Here is a 23,513-nt window from a genome sequence, read left to right as displayed (position 1 = left end):
GTAATTAGTTGAAGCGTAAACGAACGTATACGTGTTTAATGCCTTTTTTGTCTGATTCTCTTTCGTCAATTTCAAGAATATCAGTTAAGGATTTCAACATGGGCGTAAGTTTTGAGAAACCATAGTTTCTAGGGTCAAATTCGGGTTTTTTCTTTACAATCAGATTTCCGACATCACCAAGGAATGCCCAGCCGTCATCGTCTTCGATGTCTTCAATTGTAGCTTCGATAAGTTCGATAGTTTGTTTGTCGATTTTGTGAAGGGCTTTTTCGGCGGGTTTTTCGACCGGTTTTTTAATATCGGCTACGGCGGTTTTTGTTTTCTTTTTCTGAATGGCTCCGTCTAAAACTTCAATATAAATAAATCGATCACAGGCGACAATAAAAGAGTTTGGTGTTTTCTTTTCCCCAATACCAATCACTTTCATGCCGGATTCCCGAAGACGAATTGCTAAACGTGTGAAATCGCTATCGCTGGAAACAATGCAAAAACCATCCAATTTACCGGAGTAGAGCAAGTCCATGGCATCGATTATAAGTGCTGAATCGGAGGAGTTTTTACCGACCGTATAACTGTATTGTTGTATGGGAGTGATGGCATGCTCGAGTAAAACCCCTTTCCATCCGTTAGCGTTTGGTTTGGTCCAGTCGGCATAAATACGTTTGGTGGTTGGTGTTCCAAATTTGGTTATCTCTTCCATCATACCCTTTACATTACTATAAGGAACGTTGTCGGCATCAATAAGAACGGCTAGTTTTAAATCTTTTGAGGTGCTTAAAGCCATTATTTAGATATTAGAATTTATAATGTTCATTTTGTAAAATGCTTTTAAAATTAATAAAAAATAAAACAATTTCGTTCGTTTATGCGGAATTTATAACAGGTATAAATTACGGTTTTTGTTGTTGGTTATATTTTTTTAAAGGAAAAACACTACAAATAAAAAGGTTTTTACTCTTAAAGTATATTAAAGTATTGCCTTGAATCCGATTCATTTTTAAATTATTATGATAACATAGAATAAATATTTATTTTTGCTCGCGTTTAAAATTAAAAATATTACTTCATTATATTATGGTAAAAGATTTATTCGAAAGAATTCAAAACAATAAAGGGCCGTTAGGAAAATGGGCTTCACAAGCTGAAGGGTATTTTGTATTCCCTAAATTAGAAGGAGAACTTGGTCCAAGAATGCAATTTGGTGGGAAAAATATTTTGAACTGGAGTATAAACGACTATTTAGGTTTGGCAAATCATCCTGAAGTACGTCAGGCAGATATTGATGCTGCTGCAGAATATGGTGCTGCTTATCCTATGGGAGCACGTATGATGTCTGGTCACACTAAATACCACGAACAATTAGAAAATGAATTGGCTGCTTTTGTAATGAAAGAATCGGCTTATTTATTGAACTTTGGTTACCAGGGAATGGTATCTACTATTGATGCTTTGGTTACTAAAAATGATATTATTGTGTATGATGTAGATTCTCATGCTTGTATCATTGACGGAGTTCGTTTGCATATGGGGAAACGTTTTACTTACAAACACAATGATCTTGAAAGTATAGAGAAAAACCTGCAGCGTGCTACTAAAATGGCATTAGAGACTGGTGGTGGAATCTTACTTGTTACAGAAGGTGTTTTTGGAATGCGTGGCCAACAAGGAAAATTGAAAGAAATTGTTGCACTTAAAGAGCAATACAACTTCAGATTATTAGTGGATGATGCACACGGTTTTGGAACTCTTGGTAAAACTGGAGCCGGAGCAGGTGAGGAGCAAGGAGTTCAGGACGGTATTGATGTTTACTTTTCTACTTTTGCAAAATCAATGGCTAATATTGGAGCTTTTTTAGCTGCAGATAAAGATATTATCGATTATTTAAAATACAATTTACGTTCTCAGATGTTCGCTAAGGCGTTACCAATGATTCAGACTATTGGATCTTTGAAACGTTTGGAATTATTGCGTAACCACCCGGAATTGAAAGATAAACTTTGGGAAAACGTAAATGCATTACAAAACGGATTACGTTCAAAAAATTTCAATATTGGAGATACTAATACTTGTGTAACACCGGTTTATTTAGAAGGAAGTGTTCCTGAAGCAATGGTTATGGTGAATGATTTAAGAGAAAACTACGGTATTTTCTTGTCTATTGTAATCTATCCGGTAATTCCAAAAGGAATTATTTTGTTGAGAATGATTCCAACAACTTCACATACTTTAGCTGATATCGATGAAACGTTAGTTGCTTTTGAAGCAATTCGTGAGAAATTAGAAAACGGTACCTACAAAGAAATAGCAAGTAAAACAAAGGTTGATTTAGATGCTTAATTGCTAAAAATGATAGATTCCTCAAATAGTGGGAATTATGTAAAAAAATCCATTCTGTATAAGAATGGATTTTTTTTATTTCAGCTAAATTTATAATAGTAAAACATAAAAATTATTATTATGAAAAAAATACTCGCACTAACAATAGTTGCTTTGGCTGTTTTAACATCCTGTAAAAAAGCACCTGAACCGGTAGAGATTACACCAAGTCCGCCAAAAGAGGCAGAGATTGCAGAGCCTTCCGGAGATCAATGTTATGCTTCGATTGCGAATAACAGTATTGTGCAACTTAGTTTTAATGTAAATTCACATCAGGAAGTTAACGGAAAATTGAGTTATGCTTTATCGGGAAAGGATAAGAATGACGGAACTATTATCGGAAATATGAAGGGAGATACGCTGATTGCAGATTATACCTTTATGTCGGAAGGACTTTCGTCTGTCAGAGAAGTTGTTTTTCTTCAAAAAGACGGTGCATTTATTGAAGGATATGGAGATATTGTCGAGGTAAATGATAAAGCAACCTTTAAGGATAAAACAAAACTGAAGTTTGATCAGAAAAATGCGTTGACGAAGGTCGATTGCAAGGTCGAATAAAATAATAAAATCAAACCCGACAGGTTTTTGAAACCTGTCGGGTTTAGTTTATTTTAAAGCTCCTTTTTATACGTTTTTCTTCGACAGTGTACTTTTGGGTCGAAATTTTTCCAAAGTAAATGAATGGCCGTATTTTCGGCTAATTCCGGAGTTCTGATGCAGTTTACGATTCCTTTTTCAGAAAAAGTTTTAAAATATTCGTCAAAGATAATCGCTGTAACTCCTTTGTTTTGATAGTCGGGATGTACGCCAATTAAATAGAAAACAACATCTTTACTGTGTTTTCTGGCTTTTAACAGATGGTAAAAACCAAATGGGAAAAGTTTTCCTTTTGCTTTTTGTAAAGCTTCAGAAAAACTAGGCATTACAATACTAAACGCTACTAATTTATCCTCCTTGTCAACTACAAATTTGATGTATTCCGGATTGATAAAACTGATGTATTTCTTTTTGAAATATTCTTTCTGCACATCAGAAATGGCAACAAAGGAAGCCAGGTTTGCATAAGAATCATTAAACAAATCAAACATTTTATCCACGTGCGGCATAATGTCTTTTGTTTTGGTAAAGGTAAGCGATCTTAAACCGTATCTTTTTTTGATTAATTCCTGTGCTTTCAGGAAAAATTCAGGTTTTACGTTAGAAAATGGGAAGATGCTTTCGAGATATTCTTTCTCGACCTGAAAACCTAATTGTTCAAAATGGGTTACATAATAAGGATTGTTGTACCAGGTAATCATAGTTCCCATCTGATCGTATCCTTCTGTAAGTACTCCAACTTTATCCAAGTTAGAAAAGCCCATTGGACCTTCAACATGTTCCAGATTGTTTTGTTTTCCTAATTCGTATACTTTTTCTAATAAAGCTTTGGTCACTTCAATATCATCAATAACATCAAACCAGCCAAAACGAACTTTCTTTTTGTGCTGATTGTTTACTTCCGACCAGTTGATGATGGCCGTTATTCTCCCAACAATTTCATCATTTTTGTAAGCCAGATAAAAATAAGCTTCGGCATTTTCAAAAGCAGGGTTTTTGGTTTTATCAAAAGACTCCAGTTCGTCAGCAATTATAGGCGGAACCCAATACGGGTTGTCTTTGTATAGTGAAAACGGGAATTTGATATAATCTGTTAATTCTTTTTTGCTTTTGGCTTCTTTAATTGTAATCATTAAGATCGTATTGTGAAATATCTCTTTGTTTAGAGATTTAGGTTATTAAATTTTTATTCGTATTTAGATTTACGTTTTCTCTCTTGTGCCTGATAATCTGTTTCCTTCTTAGATTTAGCATCTTTAGGATTGTTTTTTTCTTTTCGGGACTGTCTCTTGGATTCTATTTGTTTCTCTTTATATTTTCCATCATAACGCCACGAAACCCCAACTCCTCCGTATAATATAGACGGTGTGTTTTTAAAATTGGTGCTTACAGAAGCATCAACCTGTAAGTTTGGGTTAATCAGATAGGCTGCCCCACCGCGCACGATGGCATCGCTGTAAAAATCACTTTTATAACCCTGATTTTCAACAAAACCAGACCATTTGTTGTTGAAACCGTGCGTTAAAGTTAATACATAACCATAACTTGGGTAATCTGTTGTGATATAATCGGCAATAATATTAGTTACAAATACCCATTTCCCGCCACCAAACTGATTTTGTGTAATCAATACTACTTTTGGAGAAATACTGGACTCCGGAGAAAAAGAGTACGGATTGTTTGCGCCAACAAAATTGGCTCCAGCAAAAAGAGATACGGCAGGTATTAACTGATGCCAGTCAAAACTATGATTGGCTTTGTAACTGTATATGTTTTTTGTTTTTTCGTAGTTTTTAAAAGGATCGTAGATTAAATATTTCGCTCCCAAAACGGTTTGTCTGAAATTATTTCTCTTAGAATTGTTGTAGGGTGTATTAAAAGCTTCCATTTGATATTGCAAATCAAGTACAAATTCAAGTTTTTCTAAAAATGCACCATAACGGAATGTTAAATCGGTACCAAAGCCATTCGCATCATAATTTAATAAATCATGTTTTTCTTTTATTCCATAGATGCCAATTTCGGCCTGAATAACAGTTTTTCCAACAGCAAAGGCAGACATTGTCTCCCCTGGACGGTTAGAATTAATGATATCAGTGTATTGTGCGAAAAAGAATTGTGGTGTAAAAAAAAGAGTAGCAATAAATAAGTTTTTAACTTTTAACATAAACGTAATTTTTGATTAAAAAGTAATAACGCATTTCAAATGTACATATTTTATTATTTATTTAAGATTGATATTTTAATTTTAAACAACAGATTTCTTAATTTTGAAAAAAAAATATACAATTATGCAAGAAGCATCTTTTTCAGGTTTAATAAAAGCTATTTTTTACATCTTGGCTTTTTATTATATTTTTAAATTTTTAGCTAGAATCTTTTTGCCTGTGTTGGTTAAAAAGGCTGTAGAAAAAGCAGGAGAGAATTTTCAGAGACAACAACAATATAGTCAGGGTAACTCATGGCAAAATACGCAACGCAATAAAGATGAGATAATTATCGATACTGCGAATGCGAAAAATCCCCGTGAAACCAAAAAAGTGGGAGATTATGTTGATTACGAAGAAATAGATTAAGTTTGTGTCCTGAAAAAACAGGATTCATCATTTAACCAAACTTGCCTAAATTGAAAATAGTAAATAAGTTCTATCCGCACGCCCTAGTAGTTTTGGGCTTTATTCTCGTTTCCCTAATTTATTTTTACCCGGTTTTACAGGGAAAACAAATTTTCCAGTCTGATATTGCTCAATATACCGGAATGGCAAAGGAACAAAATGATTTTAGAGCTACAGAACATGCCGAGCCTTATTGGACAAATTCTGCTTTTGGAGGGATGCCGACATACCAGCTTGGTGCCAATTATCCGAACGATTATGTTGGGAAATTAGACGATGCATTGCGTTTTTTACCTCGTCCTGCTGATTATTTATTTTTATACTTTTTAGGTTTCTACGGTTTGTTGTTGGTTTTAAAAACAGATCCTTTAAAAGCTTTTATCGGGGCATTGGCATTTGGTTTTTCGACGTATTTAATTATTATCTTGGGAGTAGGGCACAATGCAAAAGCACATGCGATTGCTTATATGCCATTGGTTATTGCCGGATTTATATTGGTTTTTCAGAAAAAATACGTTTGGGGAGGTTTGCTCACCATGTTTGCGGTGGCTTTAGAGGTTAATGCCAACCACTTCCAGATGACCTATTATTTATTGATTTTTCTGCTGATACTTTCGGGTTATTATGCTTTCAATTTCATTAAAGATAAAGAATACAAGCCACTTTTAATTTCGTTTGGTGTTTTGGTAGCTGCAGGAATTTTGGCTATTGGAGCCAATGCAACTAATTTATTGGCGACTAGCGAATATGCTAAATTTAGTACACGAAGCAATAGCGAATTGACTTTTAATCCAGATGGAACTAAAAAGACAAATGAGAATGCGTTAAGCCGTGAATATATCACAGAATACAGTTATGGAATTGCGGAGAGTTTGAATCTAATTGCGCCAAGACTTTTTGGAGGTTCAAATCATGAAAATGTAGGGACAGACAGTCGTATGTATTCTTTCATGATCGAAAAAGGAGTTCCATCAGAACAAGCACAAGATTTTGTATCGGGGATGCCTACTTATTGGGGAGACCAGCCTATTGTTGCGGCTCCGGCTTATATTGGGGTTGTAGTTTTCTTTTTAGCCGTTTTGGCATTGTTTATTGATGATAGAAAAATAAAATACGTTTTTCTTTCGGGAGCATTAGTTTCACTTATACTTTCATGGGGGAAAAACTTCTCTCTTTTAACAGACTTTTTTATCGATTACGTACCAATGTACGATAAATTCAGAGCCGTTTCCTCTATTCAGGTGATACTCGAATTGTGTTTCCCTGTTTTGGCTGTTATGGGCTTACAATCGTTTTTTAAAGCGAAAGAAGAACCAAAATCACAACAGAAAGCATTGGTGCAAACCGGAGTTTTTGGTCTTGGAATTTTGTTGATTTTAGTAATTACCAAAAGCATGTTTCATTTTTCAGGAAGCAGCGATAGTTATTACTTAGAAAGTTACGGACCTGATTTTGTTGACGCTTTAAAAGAAGACAGAATGAGTTTGTATTCGGCAGATTTATTGCGATCAGGCTTTTTTATTGTAGTGACTTTTGGAATTCTGTGGTTGTTCATTAAAAACAAATTTTCGCAAAGTACAACTTTAGTCATTGTTGGTGTTTTAATGATTTTTGATTTGTTCTTTGTAGATAAAAAATACGTTTCAGCCAAAGATTTCGTGAGTCCGGTGCAAATTGCAGCTCCATTTCAGGAAACGCCATCTGATGCTCAGATTTTAAAAGATACCACACATTACAGAGTTTTTGAAGTAAACGGAAATATGTCGAGTGCACGTGCTTCTTATTTTCATCATTCATTGGGAGGATACCACGCAGCAAAACCAAGAAGAATTCAACAGTTGTTTGATTACCAAATTGCAAAAAACAATATGGAAGTACTGGACATGTTGAATGTGAAATATATTATCCAGACCGATAAAGAAGGAAAAGAATTCCCGACCGTAAACCCGAATACCAATGGTAATGCCTGGTTTGTAAGTTCGGTTAGACTGGTAAACAAACCGGATGATGTCATGAAAGCATTAGACAATATCGATACCAAAAGGGTCGCTGTTTTTAATGTCCGTGAACACGAAGGTAAATTCAGAAATGCACGCTTAAAAAAGCAATGGGATACAACCGGAACAATCAAAACGGTAGTATACAAACCAAATTATATTAAATACGAATCAGATAATAAGAAAGACGGTTTGGCTGTTTTCTCTGAAATGTATTATAAAAATGGTTGGAATGCCTATATCGATGGACAATTGACAGATCATTTCCCTGTCGATTATGTCTTAAGAGCGATGGAGATTCCGGGTGGTCAACACACTATTGAGTTTAAATTTGAACCTCAGGTTGTAAAAACCGGAAGTACGATTACCTTGATAAGTTCAATCGGAATGTTATTATTGTTGATTGGTGGGATTTATTTTGAGAGAAAGAATTATAGCAAGGTTAAAAACTAACAAACTATTTTTAGCCTTTTTGTAATTTACTATAAAAGAATCATTTAGTATATTTGCTGTAGTAATTTAAAACTTAAATTATGAAGACAACTGTTTTAAATTTTGGTACTCCAAAAGAGTTAGAAGAGAGAAGAATAGCTGAAATCAAAGGACTTTCTTATTTGGAAAGATTAGAACGATTAATGGCTATTCTTGAGCTTTCTTACATGCTTAAAACAGCAAAAAAAATACAACCTAAAAATAGATGAACGAACAAATAGTTGCTATTTGGAATAGTTTTTTTGAAAACAAAGTTAAATACATAACTATTGGTGGTTTTGCGGTAAATATTTACGGATATAATCGTGGTACTGGTGACATTGATATTTATTTAGAGGATACTCTGGAGAATAGAGTGAATTTAAGGAAAGCATTGAAGTCAATTAATTTAGGTGATTTTGAAACTATTGAAACCATGCAGTTTATTCCGGGCTGGACTGATTTTAGTTTGAGTTATGGTTTACGACTGGATGTAATGACGACCGTTAAAGGGTTGGAGGACAAAAGTTTTTCGTCACTTTTAGATAAGGCAACAATAGTAATGATAGGAGAAACGCCTGTTTACTTTATTGATTACAATAATTTAATCATTGCGAAGAAAGCTTCAAACCGACCAAAAGATATCTTAGATATTGAAGAATTAAACAAATTAAATAGAGATACAGAAGACGAAGTTTAGTCAAACGATCCTTAGTTTTTGTGTTAGAAATAAAATAAATTGGAACAAAAAAAGCTCTTAATCATTACCTATTATTTCCCACCTGCCGGAGGGCCTGGTGTACAACGTTGGTTGAAATTTGTAAAGTACTTACCTGACTTTAATGTTCAGCCTATCGTTTATGTTCCTGAAAACCCAACTTATCCAATCGTTGATGAAGCTTTGGTTAATGAAGTGTCGGATCAGGTAATTGTTCTTAAAAATAAAATTATGGAGCCTTACCAACTGGCGGCTCTTTTTTCTAAAAATAAAACAAAGAAAATCAGTTCGGGAATCTTTCCGCAAAAGAAAAAGCAAACTTTTCTGGATAAACTTTTTCTTTGGGTCAGAGGGAATCTTTTTATTCCGGATGCCCGTGTTTTATGGGTAAAACCTTCTGTTTCTTATCTTGAAAAGTATATAAAAGAAAACAATATAGATACGATTGTAACTTCCGGTCCGCCGCACAGTTTGCATTTAATCGGATTAGAATTAAAAGAAAAACTAAATGTAAAATGGTTTGCTGATTTTCGCGATCCGTGGACTACAATTGGCTATCATAAAGCATTGCGTTTATCTGCTTACGCTGCGAAAAAACATAAAAAATTAGAACATAAAGTGCTTAATTCGGCAGATACGATTATTGTAACCAGTAAAACGACGAAAACGGAGTTTCAGGCGATCACCAGTAAACCAATTTCGGTAATTACAAACGGTTATGACATAGAAAATGTTGAAAAACAAACGCTGGATACCAAGTTTACTCTGGCTCATATCGGATCCTTTCTTTCAGATCGTAACCCGCGTTTTTTATGGGAAAGTCTGATCGAATTACTTCAGGAAGTTCCGGATTTTAAGACACATTTAGAAATAAAATTAATTGGTGCCGTAAGTCAGGAAGTATTAGATGCTATTAAAGAGTTTAATCTGGAGGGATATTTAAACCTGTTGGGTTACGTTTCGCATCATGAAGCTATTGTGCATCAAAAAAAATCACAGGTTTTGCTGCTGATCGAAATTAATTCAGAAGATACCAGAAGTATTATTCCGGGTAAATTGTTTGAATATATGGTGTCAAACAGGCCTATAATTGCAATTGGACCACAAGGTTCTGATTTCGCGGATATTATAAAGGAAACAAATACAGGCGTATTTTTTGATTATTCTGAAAAAGCGAAACTAAAAAGTGTAATTTTGGACTTTTATAATCAATATTTGGAAGGGAAATTACAAGCGAATGGCGTTGGTTTACAACAATATTCGAGAAAAAACTTAACCAAACAGTTAGCACAGTTGATTAGCGAATAAACGATCAGAACACTACAATCTAAAATTACAAATGGGCATTGTCTTAAATCAGTCTTTCAAAAATACCATAATTACTTATATAGGCTTCGGAATTGGAGCCATCAATACCCTTTATTTGTATCCTGTTTTTTTAGGTGCTACCTATTATGCTTTAACCAATTATGTTCTTTCTGCGGCCAATGTAATCATGCCCTTGTTTGCCATCGGAATGCAAAACACACTGGTTAAATTTTATTCCCAGTATAAAACAGAAAAAGAAAGAGAGCAGTTTCTGTCGTTTACGGCATTGTTTCCTATTATAATGTGTATTCCGTTAGGGATTATTGGTTTGCTCTTCTTTGACGATATTACGGCCTTTGTTTCTAAAGAAAATCCTGTTGTAAAGGAGTTTATGCTTCTGATTCCTTTTATCGGAATTTGTATGGCTTATTTTGAGATTTTTTATGCCTGGGCAAGAGTACACATGCATTCGGTTTTTGGAAATTTCATTAAAGAAGTAGGATTGAGATTGTTTTCTTCGTTTGCATTGGTTGGTTTGTATTTTCATTGGATTACCTTGGTGCAATTTGTTTACGTGACCGCAGTAATTTATTTTATTGGCTTTCTGGTGACCATGTTTTATGCGTTTTACATAAAAAGGCCCAATTTTCAGATTACAATTCCGGCGAATGTAAAAAGTGTAATGGAATATACTTTCTTTATTATTCTATCAGGAAGTGTAGCAAATTTACTTTTGGACGGGGATAAACTGATGCTGAATCAATACATGAAAATTGAGAATATTGCCTATTACTCTGTTGCAACATATATTGCGTTGGTAATTTCGGTTCCAAGTCGGGCGATGCATCAGATTGTATATCCAATTACGGCAAAATTGATGCATGAAAATAAACATGATGAACTGAATGTTTTGTATAAAAAAACTTCAATAAACCTACAGTTCGTGGGTGGTTTTGTAATGTTGTGTATTTTTGTAAACATCAATCAATTGTACGAATTGGTTCCTAAAGAATACAGTGGGGGAATTCCTGTAGTGTTTATGATTGGATTGTCGAAGTACTTCGATTTGATTTTAGGAAACAATAATGCCATTATTTTTAATACCAAATACTACCGAATGGTTTTGTATTTAGGATTACTGCTGGTGTTTTTGACTTTTGTTTTAAACATGATCTTTATTCCGTATTGGGGAATATTCGGTTCTGCATTCGCGACTTTATTGTCTATTACTTTATACAGCTTAGCTAAATTGCAATTTGTGGTTAAGAGACTGCATCTGTATCCGTTTACAAAACAGACGATACATTCTATTTTAATAACAGCTGCTTTGTTTTTAGTGTTTTATTTTTGGGAATTTCCTTTTTATCAATTGATTAGCATTGCATTAAAATCCGCTATAGTAACTGTTTTTTATGTTTATTTCAATTATAAGTTCAATATCTCACCTGAAATTAATCAGGTTATTAAGAATCTTTTAAAAAGGATCGGAATTAGCATTTAATAAGATTTTACAGAAAATAAAAAGAAATGTTAAAAGGAAACTTAATTGTTTTTATATTTGTTAGAAAGGATAATTAATTTATTTCTAATAGCTTATGAAAAAAAGATTAGTTTGTTTTTTAGTGCTCTTTATTGCACTGTCTTCTTCTGTCAGTTTTGCTCAGAAAAAAGAGCCGCAAGAGCCAGCAAAAGCTATAGATTCAGTTAAGTTAAAAGGTTATCCTGTAAGCCCTTTTAAAGATACACTTTTTTACGTTTATAATAAAGTAGGCTCTTTTTCTGCCGAGAATAGGGCGAATGCTATTACAGAAAAAATCAAAAAACTATACGAAGAGGCTTTTTTTGATGCCGATTCAATCCGAATTGTTCCGTCAGATATTACTCAGGATATCATGTACAAAGGCGATTTTGTCATTATGTCTATTTTAGAGATTGATGCCAAAGTCGAAAAACAGTCCGCAGCTTATCTTGCAAAACGCAATTTAAACCTGATTAAGAAAGCAATTGTTAATCAGAACGAAAACCATTCCCAGCTTCCAAAAAGATTGGGTTATACGGTTCTGCTGATTCTGATTGTTGGTTTTATACTGTTTTTTGTCGGCAAGATTTTTAATAGAGTTAAACTTTACATTTTAAAGAACAGCGACAAACACTTTAAAGGGTTTGTTTATAATAATATCACGATGCTTTCGCCGCAAAGACAGCAATTTGTCGTGATGCGTTTATACGGATTCATCAAGATTATTGCGCTGATTCTGATCGTTTATTTCTCTTTGCCTTTATTGTTTAGTATTTTTCCGGCTACAGAAGATTACACCACAACATTGCTTCGTTGGGTGCTTTCTCCGGCAAAACTTGCTTTTTTAGGATTTGTTGGTTTTCTGCCAAGTTTATTTGCTATTATAGTCATCATTGTAATATTCAAATACGCACTTAAAATTATCAAATTCTTTTTCGATGAGATAAAAAAGGAGAACATAAAAATCGATGGTTTTTACAGCGATTGGGCAATGCCGACCTTTAATATTATTCGGTTTTTAATGATGGCCTTTATGTTGGTTATTATTTTCCCGTATCTGCCGGGTTCCGATTCTCCGATTTTCAAAGGAGTTTCCGTATTTGTGGGGGTTTTGTTTTCATTGGGTTCTTCAAACGCCATTGCGAATATGGTGGCAGGATTAGTTATTACTTATATGCGCCCTTTTAAGATTGGTGATTTTATAAAGATTGGTGATGTAAGCGGGGAAGTGATCGAAAAAACAGCTTTAGTAACCCGTGTAAGAACTCCGAAGTTTGAAGACATTACGATTCCAAATGCGACCGTATTATCGAGTACATCGACGAACTTCTCGGCGAATACAAAAAATGCCTCAAATGGCTTGTTAATCCACACTACAGTGACAATTGGATACGATGTTCCGTGGAAAGATATTCATAAAGCTTTGATTGAAGCAGCACTAAAAACAGACATGATAGAACAAACTCCGGCTCCTTTTGTATTGCAAACGAGTCTGGATGATTTTTACGTTTCTTATCAGGTAAACGTTTATACTAAAGAACCTACAAAACAACCGAGGATTTATTCGTCGTTGCATCAAAATATTCAGGACTCTTTTAATGCTGCCGGGATAGAGATCATGTCTCCACATTATAAAGCGTTAAGGGACGGAAACACAACAACAATTCCTGAAAATTATTTAAAAACAGACTATGAAGCACCAACTTTTAATGTAAAGAACAAGAGTTAAGTCGCTGATAGGCAGATATAAGTATTGAAATTTTAACAGTTTTTTATTTTGTTGTTCGCTTAATAAAAACTAACTTTAGGTGAGAATTTAATAGCAGTTTAATTAGTATGATTAAAAAAATCTAATAAAATGCAATAAATATAAAGTAATGGTGTTTTAGTAGATTGAAATAATTGATAGTAATTAAGAAAAATTAACAATGAGAGTGGAAGTATTGGGATTAATTTAATTTGGTAATTATGAAGCACAATCAACTTAGTCAGGAACAAAGCTTACAAGTATTTTCTAATATGATATCGAATAAAGTTCATAATGGATTTACACTGGAAGAAAGAAATGATGAATTGCTTTTTGCAGTTCTTTCAAAAGGGGGAAAAGTGGTCAATCACAGTTTGAATTTTACAATTTTTTGTCTGACTTTGGGGTTATGGTCATTTGCATGGCTTTATCTTACTCTGGAAGCGTCTAAACAGAAAAAAATATTAGTCGCAATAGATGAAGACGGGTTTCCTTTTGAAGAGAAATGTTTAGTAGCTTAAAAGTAACAGCTAACAGTAAGTAAAACGGCCAGAAATAGGATTTCTGGCCGTTTTATTTTTTGAGTTATTTAGTTACGTATTAAACGCAATTTATTTATTTTTTTCACGCAGATTTTGCAGATTTTTTTTCATTGTTTTTTGAAAAAATCTGTTAAATCTGCAAAATCTGCGTGCTATTCTACTTTTGTATTTCCTATCCCAAAAATGTACTTTCTAGAAATCTGTGGTACAAAAATAAGTACGCTCGTTCAGAGTGATAGCAATACAAAGAAAAGCTGGCCACGAATTACACTAATTTACACGAATTAATTATTGAGATTCTTATAAAATTTTTTTTCTACTGATTGAAGGATCCAATCTATTCAATTGACAAAGAAATTAGTGTAAATTAGTGTAATTCGTGGCTATTCCTTTTTATTTTGCCACAGATTAAACGAATTAAAAGGATGTGATCTAAGGTTTGTGATTTCTCCTTTTACTATTTCGTCATTCTTGCACTGACTAAACGAAATAGTATTCGTAAAGCTTTGTGCAAAACCTACAGTTTGTCTTTTAAATATATTCCAGTAACCGATTCTTTTACTTTTACAATGTCTTCCGGAGTTCCTACCGCTAGTAAATGACCTCCATTTTCTCCACCTTCCGGGCCTAAATCAATGATCCAGTCAGCACATTTGATGAGATCCAGATTGTGTTCAATAACAATTATCGAATGACCTTTATCTATCAATGCTTCAAACGAAGCAAGTAATTTTTTGATATCGTGAAAATGCAAACCGGTAGTAGGCTCATCAAATACAAACAGAGCTTTGTCTTTTGTAGCTCCTTTTACCAAAAAGGAAGCCAGTTTAATACGTTGCGCTTCACCACCTGAGAGAGTAGAAGAAGATTGCCCTAATTGCACATACCCTAAACCTACATCCTGAAGCGGTTGTAATTTTTGAGTGATCTTAGTTTGTTTGTTTTTTTCGAAAAAAGCAATAGCATCATCGATCGTCATCGTAAGGATATCGTTGATGTTTTTATCATCGAAAGTAATTTCTAAGACTTCTTTTTTAAAGCGTTTGCCCCCACAAGTTTCGCAGGGTAGCTGCACATCGGCCATGAAGACCATTTCAACATTAATAGAACCTTCTCCTTTACAGGTTTCACATCGGCCTCCATCAACATTAAAAGAAAAATGTTTGGCCTGATATCCTCTTATTTTAGATAGTTTTTCTTTGGAGTACAAATCACGTATATCATCATAAGCTTTGATATACGTAACAGGATTAGATCTCGAACTTCTTCCAATCGGATTCTGATCGACATACTCAATATGTTTTATTTGCGAAAAAGAACCTTTTATTTCGCTAAACTGACCCGCTTTTTCAGAAGCACTTTCCAGCATTTTTTGCATGGCCGGAAATAAAATTTTCTTTATCAGGGTACTTTTTCCACTTCCGGATACACCGGTAACGACTGTTAAAACGTCTAAAGGAAAAGTAACATTGATATTTTTTAAGTTGTTTTCTCTGGCGCCAACAATGTCAATATGATTTTTGAATTTTCGTCTTTTTTTCGGAACGGTGATTTCCAGATCTCCATTTAAATACTTTGCAGTCAGAGATTCTGATTGCAGGATTTCAGGATAAGTACCTTGCGCGACTAGATGTCCACCAAAAGTACCGGCTTCTGGACCAATATCGATAATCATATCGGCTGCCTTCATGATATCTTCGTCGTGCTCTACAACAATAACGGTATTGCCTAAATCACGCAGAGAGAGTAAAACTTTTATTAAGCGTTCCGAATCTTTTGGATGCAAACCAATACTTGGCTCATCTAAAATGTACATAGATCCAACCAAACTACTTCCTAGAGAAGTAGCCAGATTAATTCTTTGTGATTCTCCTCCCGAAAGCGTTGCTGAATTTCGGTTTAAGGTAAGGTAATCCAAACCTACTTCGGTTAGGAATGACAAACGATTATTGATTTCGATCATCAGACGTTTTGCGATTTGATGTTCGTAAACGTTTAGTTCTATATTTTTGAAAAAAGTAACCAGATGTTTAATCGGTAAATCGACTAAGTCAGAAACCGTTTTTCCATTGATTTTTACATAGGACGCTTCTTCGCGTAGGCGTTTACCACGACAAACATGGCATTTTGTTTTTCCACGGTAACGGGATAACATTACCCTGTTTTGGATTTTATAATTTTTTTCTTCTAATTCTTTGAAGAAATCATTTAGCCCTTGAAAATATTGATTTCCGCTCCAAATCAACTCTTTTTGTTCTTCTGACAGTTCAAAATAAGGTTTATGAATGGGAAGATCAAATTTATAAGCATGTTTAACCAATTCATCTTTGTACCAGCTCATGCTATCACCTCTCCAGGGATAGATGGCGCTTTCGAAAATAGATAAAGAAGTATTTGGAACTACCAGATCGGCATCTATTCCGATAATGTTTCCATAACCTTCACAAACCGGACAAGCACCGTAGGGATTATTGAAACTGAATAAATGAACATTCGGTTCTAAAAACGTAATGCCATCCAATTCAAAATTATTAGAATAAGAAAATCTTCGTTCTGAGTTTAATTCCTGTAGATAACAAATCCCTTTTCCTTCAAAAAAAGCAGTCTGTATCGCATCTGCCAAACGATTATAGAATTCTTCTTCCTCTTTTACAACGATTCGGTCAATAATAAGCAGTATGTCTTTATTGTCAAATTGATGTAACTCTGCCTCAGCAAATTCATCCAGACGAACCATTTCATTATTCACAAGAATACGGGCAAAACCTTGTTGAAGCAGTACTTTTAGTTTGTCTTCCAATTGTCTTCCTTCTTCCAGATGGATCGGAGCCAATAAAAGCCATTTGCTGTCTAATTCCAATGTTTTTACATCTGAAACAACATCAGTAACGGTATTTTTCTTTACTTCCTGACTTGAAACCGGAGAGTACGTACGACCAATTCGGGCATACAGCAGTTTCATATAATCGTAAATCTCAGTCGATGTTCCTACAGTAGATCGGGCATTGGTGGTATTTACCTTTTGTTCAATCGCAATTGCCGGCGCAATCCCTTTGATATATTCAACTTTTGGTTTGTCTAAACGACCTAAAAACTGACGCGCATAAGAAGACAAACTCTCTACATAACGACGCTGCCCTTCGGCATACAAGGTATCAAAGGCTAAACTAGATTTTCCGGAACCTGAAAGTCCTGTAATAACCACGAGTTTGTTTCTGGGAATAGCTACATCTACATTTTTTAAGTTATGTACTTGTGCGCCTTTAATGATGATATTATGTTTTGGGTCGAGTGTAGAAAGGTCGATTTGCATAAAAAAAGTCAATTTCTACAAAAGTAATCAATTTTGACTTGAGTTTAGTTAATGAGATTGATCCAAATCTTAACAATTTACAGCTTGGTTTCTCATTTTTTAATATTGGTTTTTTTATTAAAAAGTTATTGTATCAGTATAAAATAAGCTATTTTAGAGCAGTTTTTATAGTAAATTAATACCATTCCAGTTTGAAATCAAAATTACATCTGCTATTTGTTTTGGTGAGCTTTACGGTGTTTTCGCAAGAGCTGCCGCCAATTGTAAAATATCCGCCTATCGTTTATGGTGCCGGAAATCAAAGTTGGATGATCTCTCAGAACGAGCAAAATTACCTGTATTTTGCCAACAACGAGGGCCTTCTGGAGTTTAATGGTACCAATTGGAAATTATATCCGACGCCAAACGAAACCATAATGCGTTCTGTAAAAGTAATCGACAATAAGATCTACACAGGTTGTTATATGAATTTTGGCTATTGGACAAGACAGCCAAACGGAAAATTGACGTATACATCGCTAAGTGATACCATTAAATCAAAAATTCTGGATGATGAACAGTTTTGGAACATTCTAAAATACGATCAATGGATTTTGTTTCAGTCCTTAAACAGAATTTATATTTACGATACAAAAACAAAAAATTTCAAAATCATTTCGCCCGAAAAAGGGGTTATAAAATCGTTCAGTACCAAAAACTCGATTTATTATCAAACCGCAAACGAAGGTCTTTTTGAAATTGAAGCCGGAAAAGGAAAACTAATTTCAGATCATCCCGTTTTTAAAAAATATACTATTGTTAATGTTTTTACACTTGACGATGGTTTATTAGTTCAAACCCAATTAGACGGATTTTATAAGTTAACCGGAACTGCATTAACACCATTTAAAACCGCTGTAGATGCAGATTTGAAATCAAGTTTTGTATACAGCAGTCAGCGCTTGCAGGATGGAGGATATGCTTTAGGGACCGTTTCAAATGGGATTTATATTCTGTCAAAAGAAGGACAATTAAGATACCATATTTCGCAAAGTAAAGGTTTGAGTAACAATACCGCTCTGTCTTTGTTTGAAGATAAAGATCAGAATGTATGGGTGGGTCTTGATAATGGAATTAATTGTATTAATCTGCAAACACCGGTACATAATTTTACAGACGATACCGGCGTTTTGGGAACCGTATACGCATCGATTACCTACAACGGAATGTTGTATGTAGGTACCAATCAGGGATTGTTTTGTAAAAAATACCAAAGCAATGGAGATTTTCAGTTTATAAGCGGAACAAAAGGACAAGTTTGGTCGCTGTTTGTTTATGATAATACACTTTTTTGCGGGCACGATTCAGGGACTTTTATCGTGGCGAATACCTCAGCAAGAACTATTTTCTCCGGTTCAGGAACCTGGAAATTTGAATCCGTTCCGAATGCGAAAAACCAGTTAATACAAGGGAATTATTACGGAATTTCGGTTTTAGAAAAAGTAGGGGATCAATGGCAGTTTAGAAATAAGATTCAGGGATTTGATTATTCTTCCCGTTATTTCGAAATAACAAATAATCTGGAGGTTTATGTTAGCCACGAGTACAAGGGGATTTTTAGGTTTAAACTGGACAAAAGTCTTTTAAAAGCAAAAGAATTCTATGCCTATTCAGCTCCAAAAAAAGGAAAAAATGCAAGTTTAATAAAATTCAATAATTCGATTTATTATGCTTACAAAGGAGGAATTTTTAAACTGAATCCTGCCACAAAACAATTTGAAAAAGAGAAAGTTCTAAGTTCTATTTTTGAAAAGGACGAATATACTTCCGGTAAATTAATTGTAGATAATTCCAACAGAATATGGCTTTTCTCTAAAAACTATATTCATTACTTCTCTGCCAGCAAACTTAGCAATCAGTTAAAACAAAACATAATTCCGATTCCGTCCTCTCTGACCAATTCGATGTTGGGTTTCGAGAATATTACACAAATTTCAAAATCAACTTATTTAATCGGAACTACCGATGGTTATTATATGCTGGATATTGATGATTTAAGTTTTAAAAACTATACCGTCTTGATTTCGGAAATTTCAATAAATAAGCAAAATCAAACGCTGAAGGATGTTGTGCTCAATGAAGAAGGACGTTTTAAATCGAATGAAAATAACATCACCTTAAACTACACCGTTCCCGAGTACAACAAATACATCAACACAGAATATCAATATTTACTCGAAGGATTTCAAAACGATTGGAGCGAATGGAGTACAAAATCGTCGGTTAATTTTAAAAATCTGGCACCGGGCAAATATACATTCAAATTAAAAGCTAAATACGCCAATACGATCCTGCAAAATACAGCGGTTTATACTTTTGTGGTTTTAAAACCTTGGTATTTAACCTATCTGGCTTACTTTATTTATTTTCTGCTAATCCTTATTCTGGCCTATTTTGTAAACAAAACCTATCGTAATTTTTACCGAAAGCAAGAAGAAAAGCTAATCGAAGAAAACAATCTTTTGCTGGAGATAAAAGAACTGGAAAATGAGCAGCAACTCATGAAGTTAAGAAACGAACAGTTGTCGCAAGATGTCGATACTAAAAACAGAGAGCTGGCCGTTTCGACTATGAGTTTGAATAGTAAAAATGAACTTTTGGCTTTTATCAAAGAAGATTTAAAGAAAACAGCTCAGGACGATACTAAAAACATCAAATCGGTGATCAGAACCATAAACGATAACATTACCGAAGAGGATTCGTGGAAGGTTTTTAAAGAAGCATTTGATAGTGCCGATAAAGATTTTCTAAAGCGAATTAAGCTTTTACATCCCTTATTAACACCCAACGATTTGCGCCTTTGTGCTTATTTACGATTGAATCTTTCTTCAAAAGAAATCGCTCCCTTGTTTAATATCTCCGTTCGAAGTGTGGAGATAAAAAGATATCGTTTACGCAAAAAAATGGATTTACAGCACGAAAATGGCTTAGTAGAGTACATTCTGGCTGTATAGGAAACCCAAGAGTACCCCAAAACACCTATACATCACCACAACATTAACGTTTTGTTGTGCATTTTCGATGCAAATGTTAAAAAAATTAACATTTGTAATTTACAGTTAAATAAGGGTTTGTTTTATGATATCTTAAAAATTAGTCTTATTTTTTTATGATGTATGTTTTTTGTTGAGGTTAATTTTGGGTTATTGTTAAAAGGATGCGATAAATTTAACTTTCAATAAAAACTAACTAATTATGAAATCTAAATTATTACTAATGGTATTGTTACTGTTTACATCTTTTGCATTCTCGCAGACTTTTGATGTAACCGGAATAGTACTGGATGGATCAGGTTTATCATTACCTGGTGTGAATGTAAAAGTTAAAAGTTCATCACAAAGTACAACCACAGACTTTGATGGATCTTTTAAGCTCTCAGGTGTTCCAAAAGGGACTATAATTGTTTTAAGTTATATTGGTTTTCGTACGCAGGAAGTTGCGGTTACGGGACCTAAAATAACGGTGAAATTGAGTGAGGATGCCAGATCACTGGACGAAGTTGTTGTGATTGGTTATGGTAGCCAGAAAAAGAGAGAAGTAACGGGAGCAGTAGCGGTTCTGGACAGTAAAACACTTGATATTTTAAAACCTACAAGAATCGAACAAGCTTTACAAGGAACTATTTCAGGAGTAAATGTGACCACACAATCAGGTTCGCCGGGAGCTCCGTTGGATATCCGTATTCGTGGTATTGCTACTAATGGACAAAATTCACCTACCGTAATTATTGACGGTTATGTGGGAGATTTAGGAATTTTAAACCCAAACGATATTGAGACTATTACCGTTTTAAAAGATGCTCAGGCCGCCATTTACGGGACGATTGGAGCAAACGGAATTATTTTAGTAACGACCAAAATGGGGAAGAAAAATTCTAAAACCAAAGTTTCTTTCAACAGTTACACCGGATTTCAGGAAACATCCAGAAAAATACAAATGTTGAATGCCACTGAATATGCTTTATTGTTAAACGAAAGTTATACCAATGGAGGAAAACCGGTTCTTTACCCGAACGTAAGCGGTTTAGGCAAAGGAACCAATTGGCAGGATGAGGTTTTTAAGACAGGAGTGCCTATTCTCAATAGCGATTTGACTATTTCGGGAGGTTCAGAAAAAATCACGTATTCTGTTAGTGGTTCTCACTTAGATCAGGAAGGTATAGTAGGCGGTGATAAATCAGGTTTTTTAAGAAATACAGCTAGGATAGCCCTTAGTGCTGATTTAAGCGAAAAATTCAAATTAAGAACCAATGTTATTTATACGTATTTCACCAGAAAAACATTAAATGAAAATGGATTAGGATCGGTTTTGTTTAATGCCTTAAACGTGCCTGCAACGATGACTCCTTACGATGCTAATGGTGAACTTACCAAAGTGCCTATAGCCGGATTTGGAAACGAAATTATAAATCCACTAGCACAAATTGAAAATACTTATAATGACTATAATTATAAAAAAATCAATGGAAATTTTGGCTTGGATTATAAAATTTTTAAAGGATTTACGTTATCGTCTTCTATAGGTTTTAATACGGCTAACAGTGAATCAAAAACTTTTGCGAAAAAACTTTTGTACTGGATTAATCCTAGTGATAAAGTATTTGACGTATTGAGAAGTTCCGTTAATCAGGGTGCAACGAATGACAATGACTATTCATTTGACCTTTTTGGAACTTATACGACTAAAATTTCAGAACATCATAACATTGTCGCTACAATAGGTAATACCATCTACAAACAATGGGGAAACAGTTTTAATGCTACCGGTTTTGATGTTCCGAACAATTCCTGGGAGTATGCCGACATTAGTTTAACAAGAGGAGTACCGGTCGCGGTCAATACAGCCGGATATGTGTACGATCAAAGAAGGCTTTCTTATTTTGGAAGAGTACAATACGACTACAAAGGAAAATACTTGTTTTCGGCTATGATCAGACGTGATGCCTCTACTAAGTTTGGTCCCGGGAACAAAGTAGGTTATTTTCCCTCTCTTACCGCAGGATGGGTGATCTCTGACGAAAATTTCTTTGGCAAATCTGAAACATTTAATTTTTTAAAGTTCAGAGCCAGTTATGGTACGCTGGGGAATGATCAAATTCCAAATTACGGCTATATCTCTCTATTAAATGGTGAAGCGACCTATGTGTTTGGAGGTTCTTTGGCCAGTGGCCAGGCAACAGGACAAGTGCCAAATCCTGATTTAAAATGGGAAGAGGCGAAAAAATTTGATGCAGGTTTAGATTTAAAACTCTTTAACGACAAAGTTTCCATCGTTGCCGATTACTTTATTGATACGAGAAAAGATTTGTTGATTCCCAATGTCCCTGTTTCAGGAATTAATGGTACCGGAGCACCTGGTGCAAGTCCGCCAACAGTGAACGCAGGTACCGTTAGAAATTCCGGGGTTGAATTCTCAATAGATTATAAAGAAAAGTTTTCTAATTCGTTTTCATTAAGTGTGGGGTACAACGTAACGTTTTTGAAAAACGAAGTGCTGGAAGTAAACAATGGTACCGGATTTATTCCCGGAGGAGCTTTTGGAGTAGGGCAATTGGCGCCTTCCCGTATGGAAGTAGGTAAACCAATTGGTTATTTTTATGGCTATAAAACCGATGGGATTTTTCAGAATCAGGCAGAAGTTGCAGCGCACCCTTCTCAATTAGCGTTGGGAGCCAATGCGGCGCCGGGAGATCTTCGTTTTGTTGATGTAAACGGTGATGGAAAAATTGATACTCAGGATAAAACAAATATTGGAGACCCAATTCCCGAAGCCACAATGGGATTCAATTTACAACTGAATTATAAAAACGTAGATTTTGCGCTCTTTACTTTTGCCTCTGTCGGAAATGACATGGTAAGAAACTACGAAAGAACCGTTACAAACGCCAATCGTTTAAATTATGTTTTAGACCGCTGGACCGGAGAAGGAACCAGTAATTCGACACCAAGAGTTACAACAGGAGCTACCGCAAACAATGTTTTCTCCGATTATTTTGTTGAGGATGCTTCTTATCTGAGAATTCAAAATATACAGATAGGATATTCACTTGACCCGAAAGTAACGCTGAAGGCCGGAATAACAAAACTAAGACTGTATGCAGGAGTAAATAATCTGTACACTTTTACAAAGTACAAAGGTTTTGATCCCGGAGCTTCTTTTGGACCTCAAAATAGAGACGGAGTATCGCAATCTCCTATTGGAGCCGGAATCGATTATGGATTCTATCCCGTTCCACGAACCTATTTGTTAGGCTTAAACATTAATTTTTAAT

16 protein-coding genes are annotated in these 23,513 nt (G+C 34.7%); 12 read left to right on the top strand and 4 right to left on the bottom strand.

Going from position 1 to position 23,513, the window contains the following annotated elements:
- Positions 1-4: 4 nt before the first annotated feature.
- Positions 5-784, bottom strand: coding sequence for an NYN domain-containing protein (locus tag ACHRV3_RS03510; RefSeq protein WP_047778787.1), 780 nt, complete (start codon positions 782-784; stop codon positions 5-7).
- 290 nt (positions 785-1,074) lie between these two features.
- On the opposite strand from ACHRV3_RS03510, the gene ACHRV3_RS03505 reads away from it, so the two are divergent.
- Entirely contained in the window at positions 1,075-2,337 is a 1,263-nt protein-coding gene (locus ACHRV3_RS03505; RefSeq protein WP_395433336.1) for an aminotransferase class I/II-fold pyridoxal phosphate-dependent enzyme, read from the top strand.
- Positions 2,338-2,457: 120 nt separating this feature from the next.
- Entirely contained in the window at positions 2,458-2,934 is a 477-nt protein-coding gene (locus ACHRV3_RS03500; protein WP_395433335.1) for a hypothetical protein, read from the top strand.
- A gap of 53 nt (positions 2,935-2,987) precedes the next feature.
- Here the strand turns inward: ACHRV3_RS03500 and ACHRV3_RS03495 are convergent, their stop codons facing one another.
- Positions 2,988-4,106, bottom strand: coding sequence for a GTP cyclohydrolase (locus ACHRV3_RS03495; protein WP_395433334.1), 1,119 nt, complete (start codon positions 4,104-4,106; stop codon positions 2,988-2,990).
- A gap of 53 nt (positions 4,107-4,159) precedes the next feature.
- On the bottom strand, positions 4,160-5,140 hold the full coding sequence (locus tag ACHRV3_RS03490) for a transporter (RefSeq protein ID WP_395433332.1): 981 nt from the start codon (positions 5,138-5,140) through the stop codon (positions 4,160-4,162).
- A gap of 124 nt (positions 5,141-5,264) precedes the next feature.
- Here ACHRV3_RS03490 and ACHRV3_RS03485 point away from each other — a divergent pair, with 124 nt between their 5' ends.
- The 8 genes from ACHRV3_RS03485 (at position 5,265) to ACHRV3_RS03450 (ending at position 13,869) form a co-directional block, all read left to right on the top strand.
- Positions 5,265-5,549: a DUF4834 family protein gene (locus tag ACHRV3_RS03485; protein WP_047778782.1), complete on the top strand. Its 285-nt coding sequence runs from the start codon at positions 5,265-5,267 to the stop codon at positions 5,547-5,549.
- Between the two features lie 50 nt (positions 5,550-5,599).
- Complete coding sequence (locus ACHRV3_RS03480; RefSeq protein ID WP_395433331.1) at positions 5,600-8,038, top strand: YfhO family protein; 2,439 nt, start codon at positions 5,600-5,602, stop codon at positions 8,036-8,038.
- Positions 8,039-8,118: 80 nt separating this feature from the next.
- Entirely contained in the window at positions 8,119-8,286 is a 168-nt protein-coding gene (locus tag ACHRV3_RS03475; protein WP_395433330.1) for a hypothetical protein, read from the top strand.
- Entirely contained in the window at positions 8,283-8,756 is a 474-nt protein-coding gene (locus tag ACHRV3_RS03470) for a DUF6036 family nucleotidyltransferase (protein WP_395433329.1), read from the top strand. Before ACHRV3_RS03475 ends, ACHRV3_RS03470 begins: the two co-directional genes overlap by 4 nt.
- A gap of 39 nt (positions 8,757-8,795) precedes the next feature.
- Positions 8,796-10,082 (top strand): glycosyltransferase family 4 protein, encoded by a 1,287-nt coding sequence (locus ACHRV3_RS03465; RefSeq protein ID WP_395433328.1) that lies wholly within the window; start codon positions 8,796-8,798, stop codon positions 10,080-10,082.
- A 31-nt stretch (positions 10,083-10,113) separates the two neighbouring features.
- Entirely contained in the window at positions 10,114-11,583 is a 1,470-nt protein-coding gene (locus ACHRV3_RS03460) for a lipopolysaccharide biosynthesis protein (protein ID WP_230001405.1), read from the top strand.
- Between the two features lie 94 nt (positions 11,584-11,677).
- Positions 11,678-13,330, top strand: a complete 1,653-nt coding sequence (locus ACHRV3_RS03455; RefSeq protein ID WP_047778777.1) for a mechanosensitive ion channel family protein — start codon at positions 11,678-11,680, stop codon at positions 13,328-13,330.
- Positions 13,331-13,569: 239 nt separating this feature from the next.
- Positions 13,570-13,869 carry a hypothetical protein gene (locus ACHRV3_RS03450; RefSeq protein WP_047778776.1) on the top strand — a complete coding sequence of 100 codons (300 nt, stop codon included), beginning with the start codon at positions 13,570-13,572 and terminating at the stop codon, positions 13,867-13,869.
- Positions 13,870-14,407: 538 nt separating this feature from the next.
- On the opposite strand, the gene uvrA is transcribed toward ACHRV3_RS03450, so the two are convergent.
- Positions 14,408-17,203: an excinuclease ABC subunit UvrA gene (gene uvrA, locus ACHRV3_RS03445; protein WP_395433327.1), complete on the bottom strand. Its 2,796-nt coding sequence runs from the start codon at positions 17,201-17,203 to the stop codon at positions 14,408-14,410.
- Between the two features lie 191 nt (positions 17,204-17,394).
- On the opposite strand from uvrA, the gene ACHRV3_RS03440 reads away from it, so the two are divergent.
- Both ACHRV3_RS03440 and ACHRV3_RS03435 read left to right on the top strand, forming a co-directional pair.
- Entirely contained in the window at positions 17,395-20,196 is a 2,802-nt protein-coding gene (locus ACHRV3_RS03440; protein WP_395433326.1) for a triple tyrosine motif-containing protein, read from the top strand.
- A gap of 241 nt (positions 20,197-20,437) precedes the next feature.
- Positions 20,438-23,512, top strand: a complete 3,075-nt coding sequence (locus ACHRV3_RS03435; protein ID WP_395433325.1) for a SusC/RagA family TonB-linked outer membrane protein — start codon at positions 20,438-20,440, stop codon at positions 23,510-23,512.
- Position 23,513 lies beyond the last annotated feature (1 nt).

It is taken from the genome of Flavobacterium sp. FlaQc-49, assembly GCF_044005985.1.
Taxonomy (GTDB): domain Bacteria; phylum Bacteroidota; class Bacteroidia; order Flavobacteriales; family Flavobacteriaceae; genus Flavobacterium; species Flavobacterium cupriresistens.
Note: the sequence above shows the minus strand (reverse complement) of the source record. Positions and strands in the feature narration are given on the sequence as shown.

What these genes read in the sequence shown, in the direction of transcription:
- ACHRV3_RS03510 (WP_047778787.1), bottom strand. Translation starts at nt 784, where the DNA reads ATGGCTTTAAGCACCTCAAAAGATTTAAAACTAGCCGTTCTTATTGAT.
- ACHRV3_RS03505 (WP_395433336.1), top strand. Translation starts at nt 1,075, where the DNA reads ATGGTAAAAGATTTATTCGAAAGAATTCAAAACAATAAAGGGCCGTTA.
- ACHRV3_RS03500 (WP_395433335.1), top strand. Translation starts at nt 2,458, where the DNA reads ATGAAAAAAATACTCGCACTAACAATAGTTGCTTTGGCTGTTTTAACA.
- ACHRV3_RS03495 (WP_395433334.1), bottom strand. Translation starts at nt 4,106, where the DNA reads ATGATTACAATTAAAGAAGCCAAAAGCAAAAAAGAATTAACAGATTAT.
- ACHRV3_RS03490 (WP_395433332.1), bottom strand. Translation starts at nt 5,140, where the DNA reads ATGTTAAAAGTTAAAAACTTATTTATTGCTACTCTTTTTTTTACACCA.
- ACHRV3_RS03485 (WP_047778782.1), top strand. Translation starts at nt 5,265, where the DNA reads ATGCAAGAAGCATCTTTTTCAGGTTTAATAAAAGCTATTTTTTACATC.
- ACHRV3_RS03475 (WP_395433330.1), top strand. Translation starts at nt 8,119, where the DNA reads ATGAAGACAACTGTTTTAAATTTTGGTACTCCAAAAGAGTTAGAAGAG.
- ACHRV3_RS03470 (WP_395433329.1), top strand. Translation starts at nt 8,283, where the DNA reads ATGAACGAACAAATAGTTGCTATTTGGAATAGTTTTTTTGAAAACAAA.
- ACHRV3_RS03460 (WP_230001405.1), top strand. Translation starts at nt 10,114, where the DNA reads ATGGGCATTGTCTTAAATCAGTCTTTCAAAAATACCATAATTACTTAT.
- ACHRV3_RS03455 (WP_047778777.1), top strand. Translation starts at nt 11,678, where the DNA reads ATGAAAAAAAGATTAGTTTGTTTTTTAGTGCTCTTTATTGCACTGTCT.
- ACHRV3_RS03450 (WP_047778776.1), top strand. Translation starts at nt 13,570, where the DNA reads ATGAAGCACAATCAACTTAGTCAGGAACAAAGCTTACAAGTATTTTCT.
- uvrA (WP_395433327.1), bottom strand. Translation starts at nt 17,203, where the DNA reads ATGCAAATCGACCTTTCTACACTCGACCCAAAACATAATATCATCATT.
- ACHRV3_RS03435 (WP_395433325.1), top strand. Translation starts at nt 20,438, where the DNA reads ATGAAATCTAAATTATTACTAATGGTATTGTTACTGTTTACATCTTTT.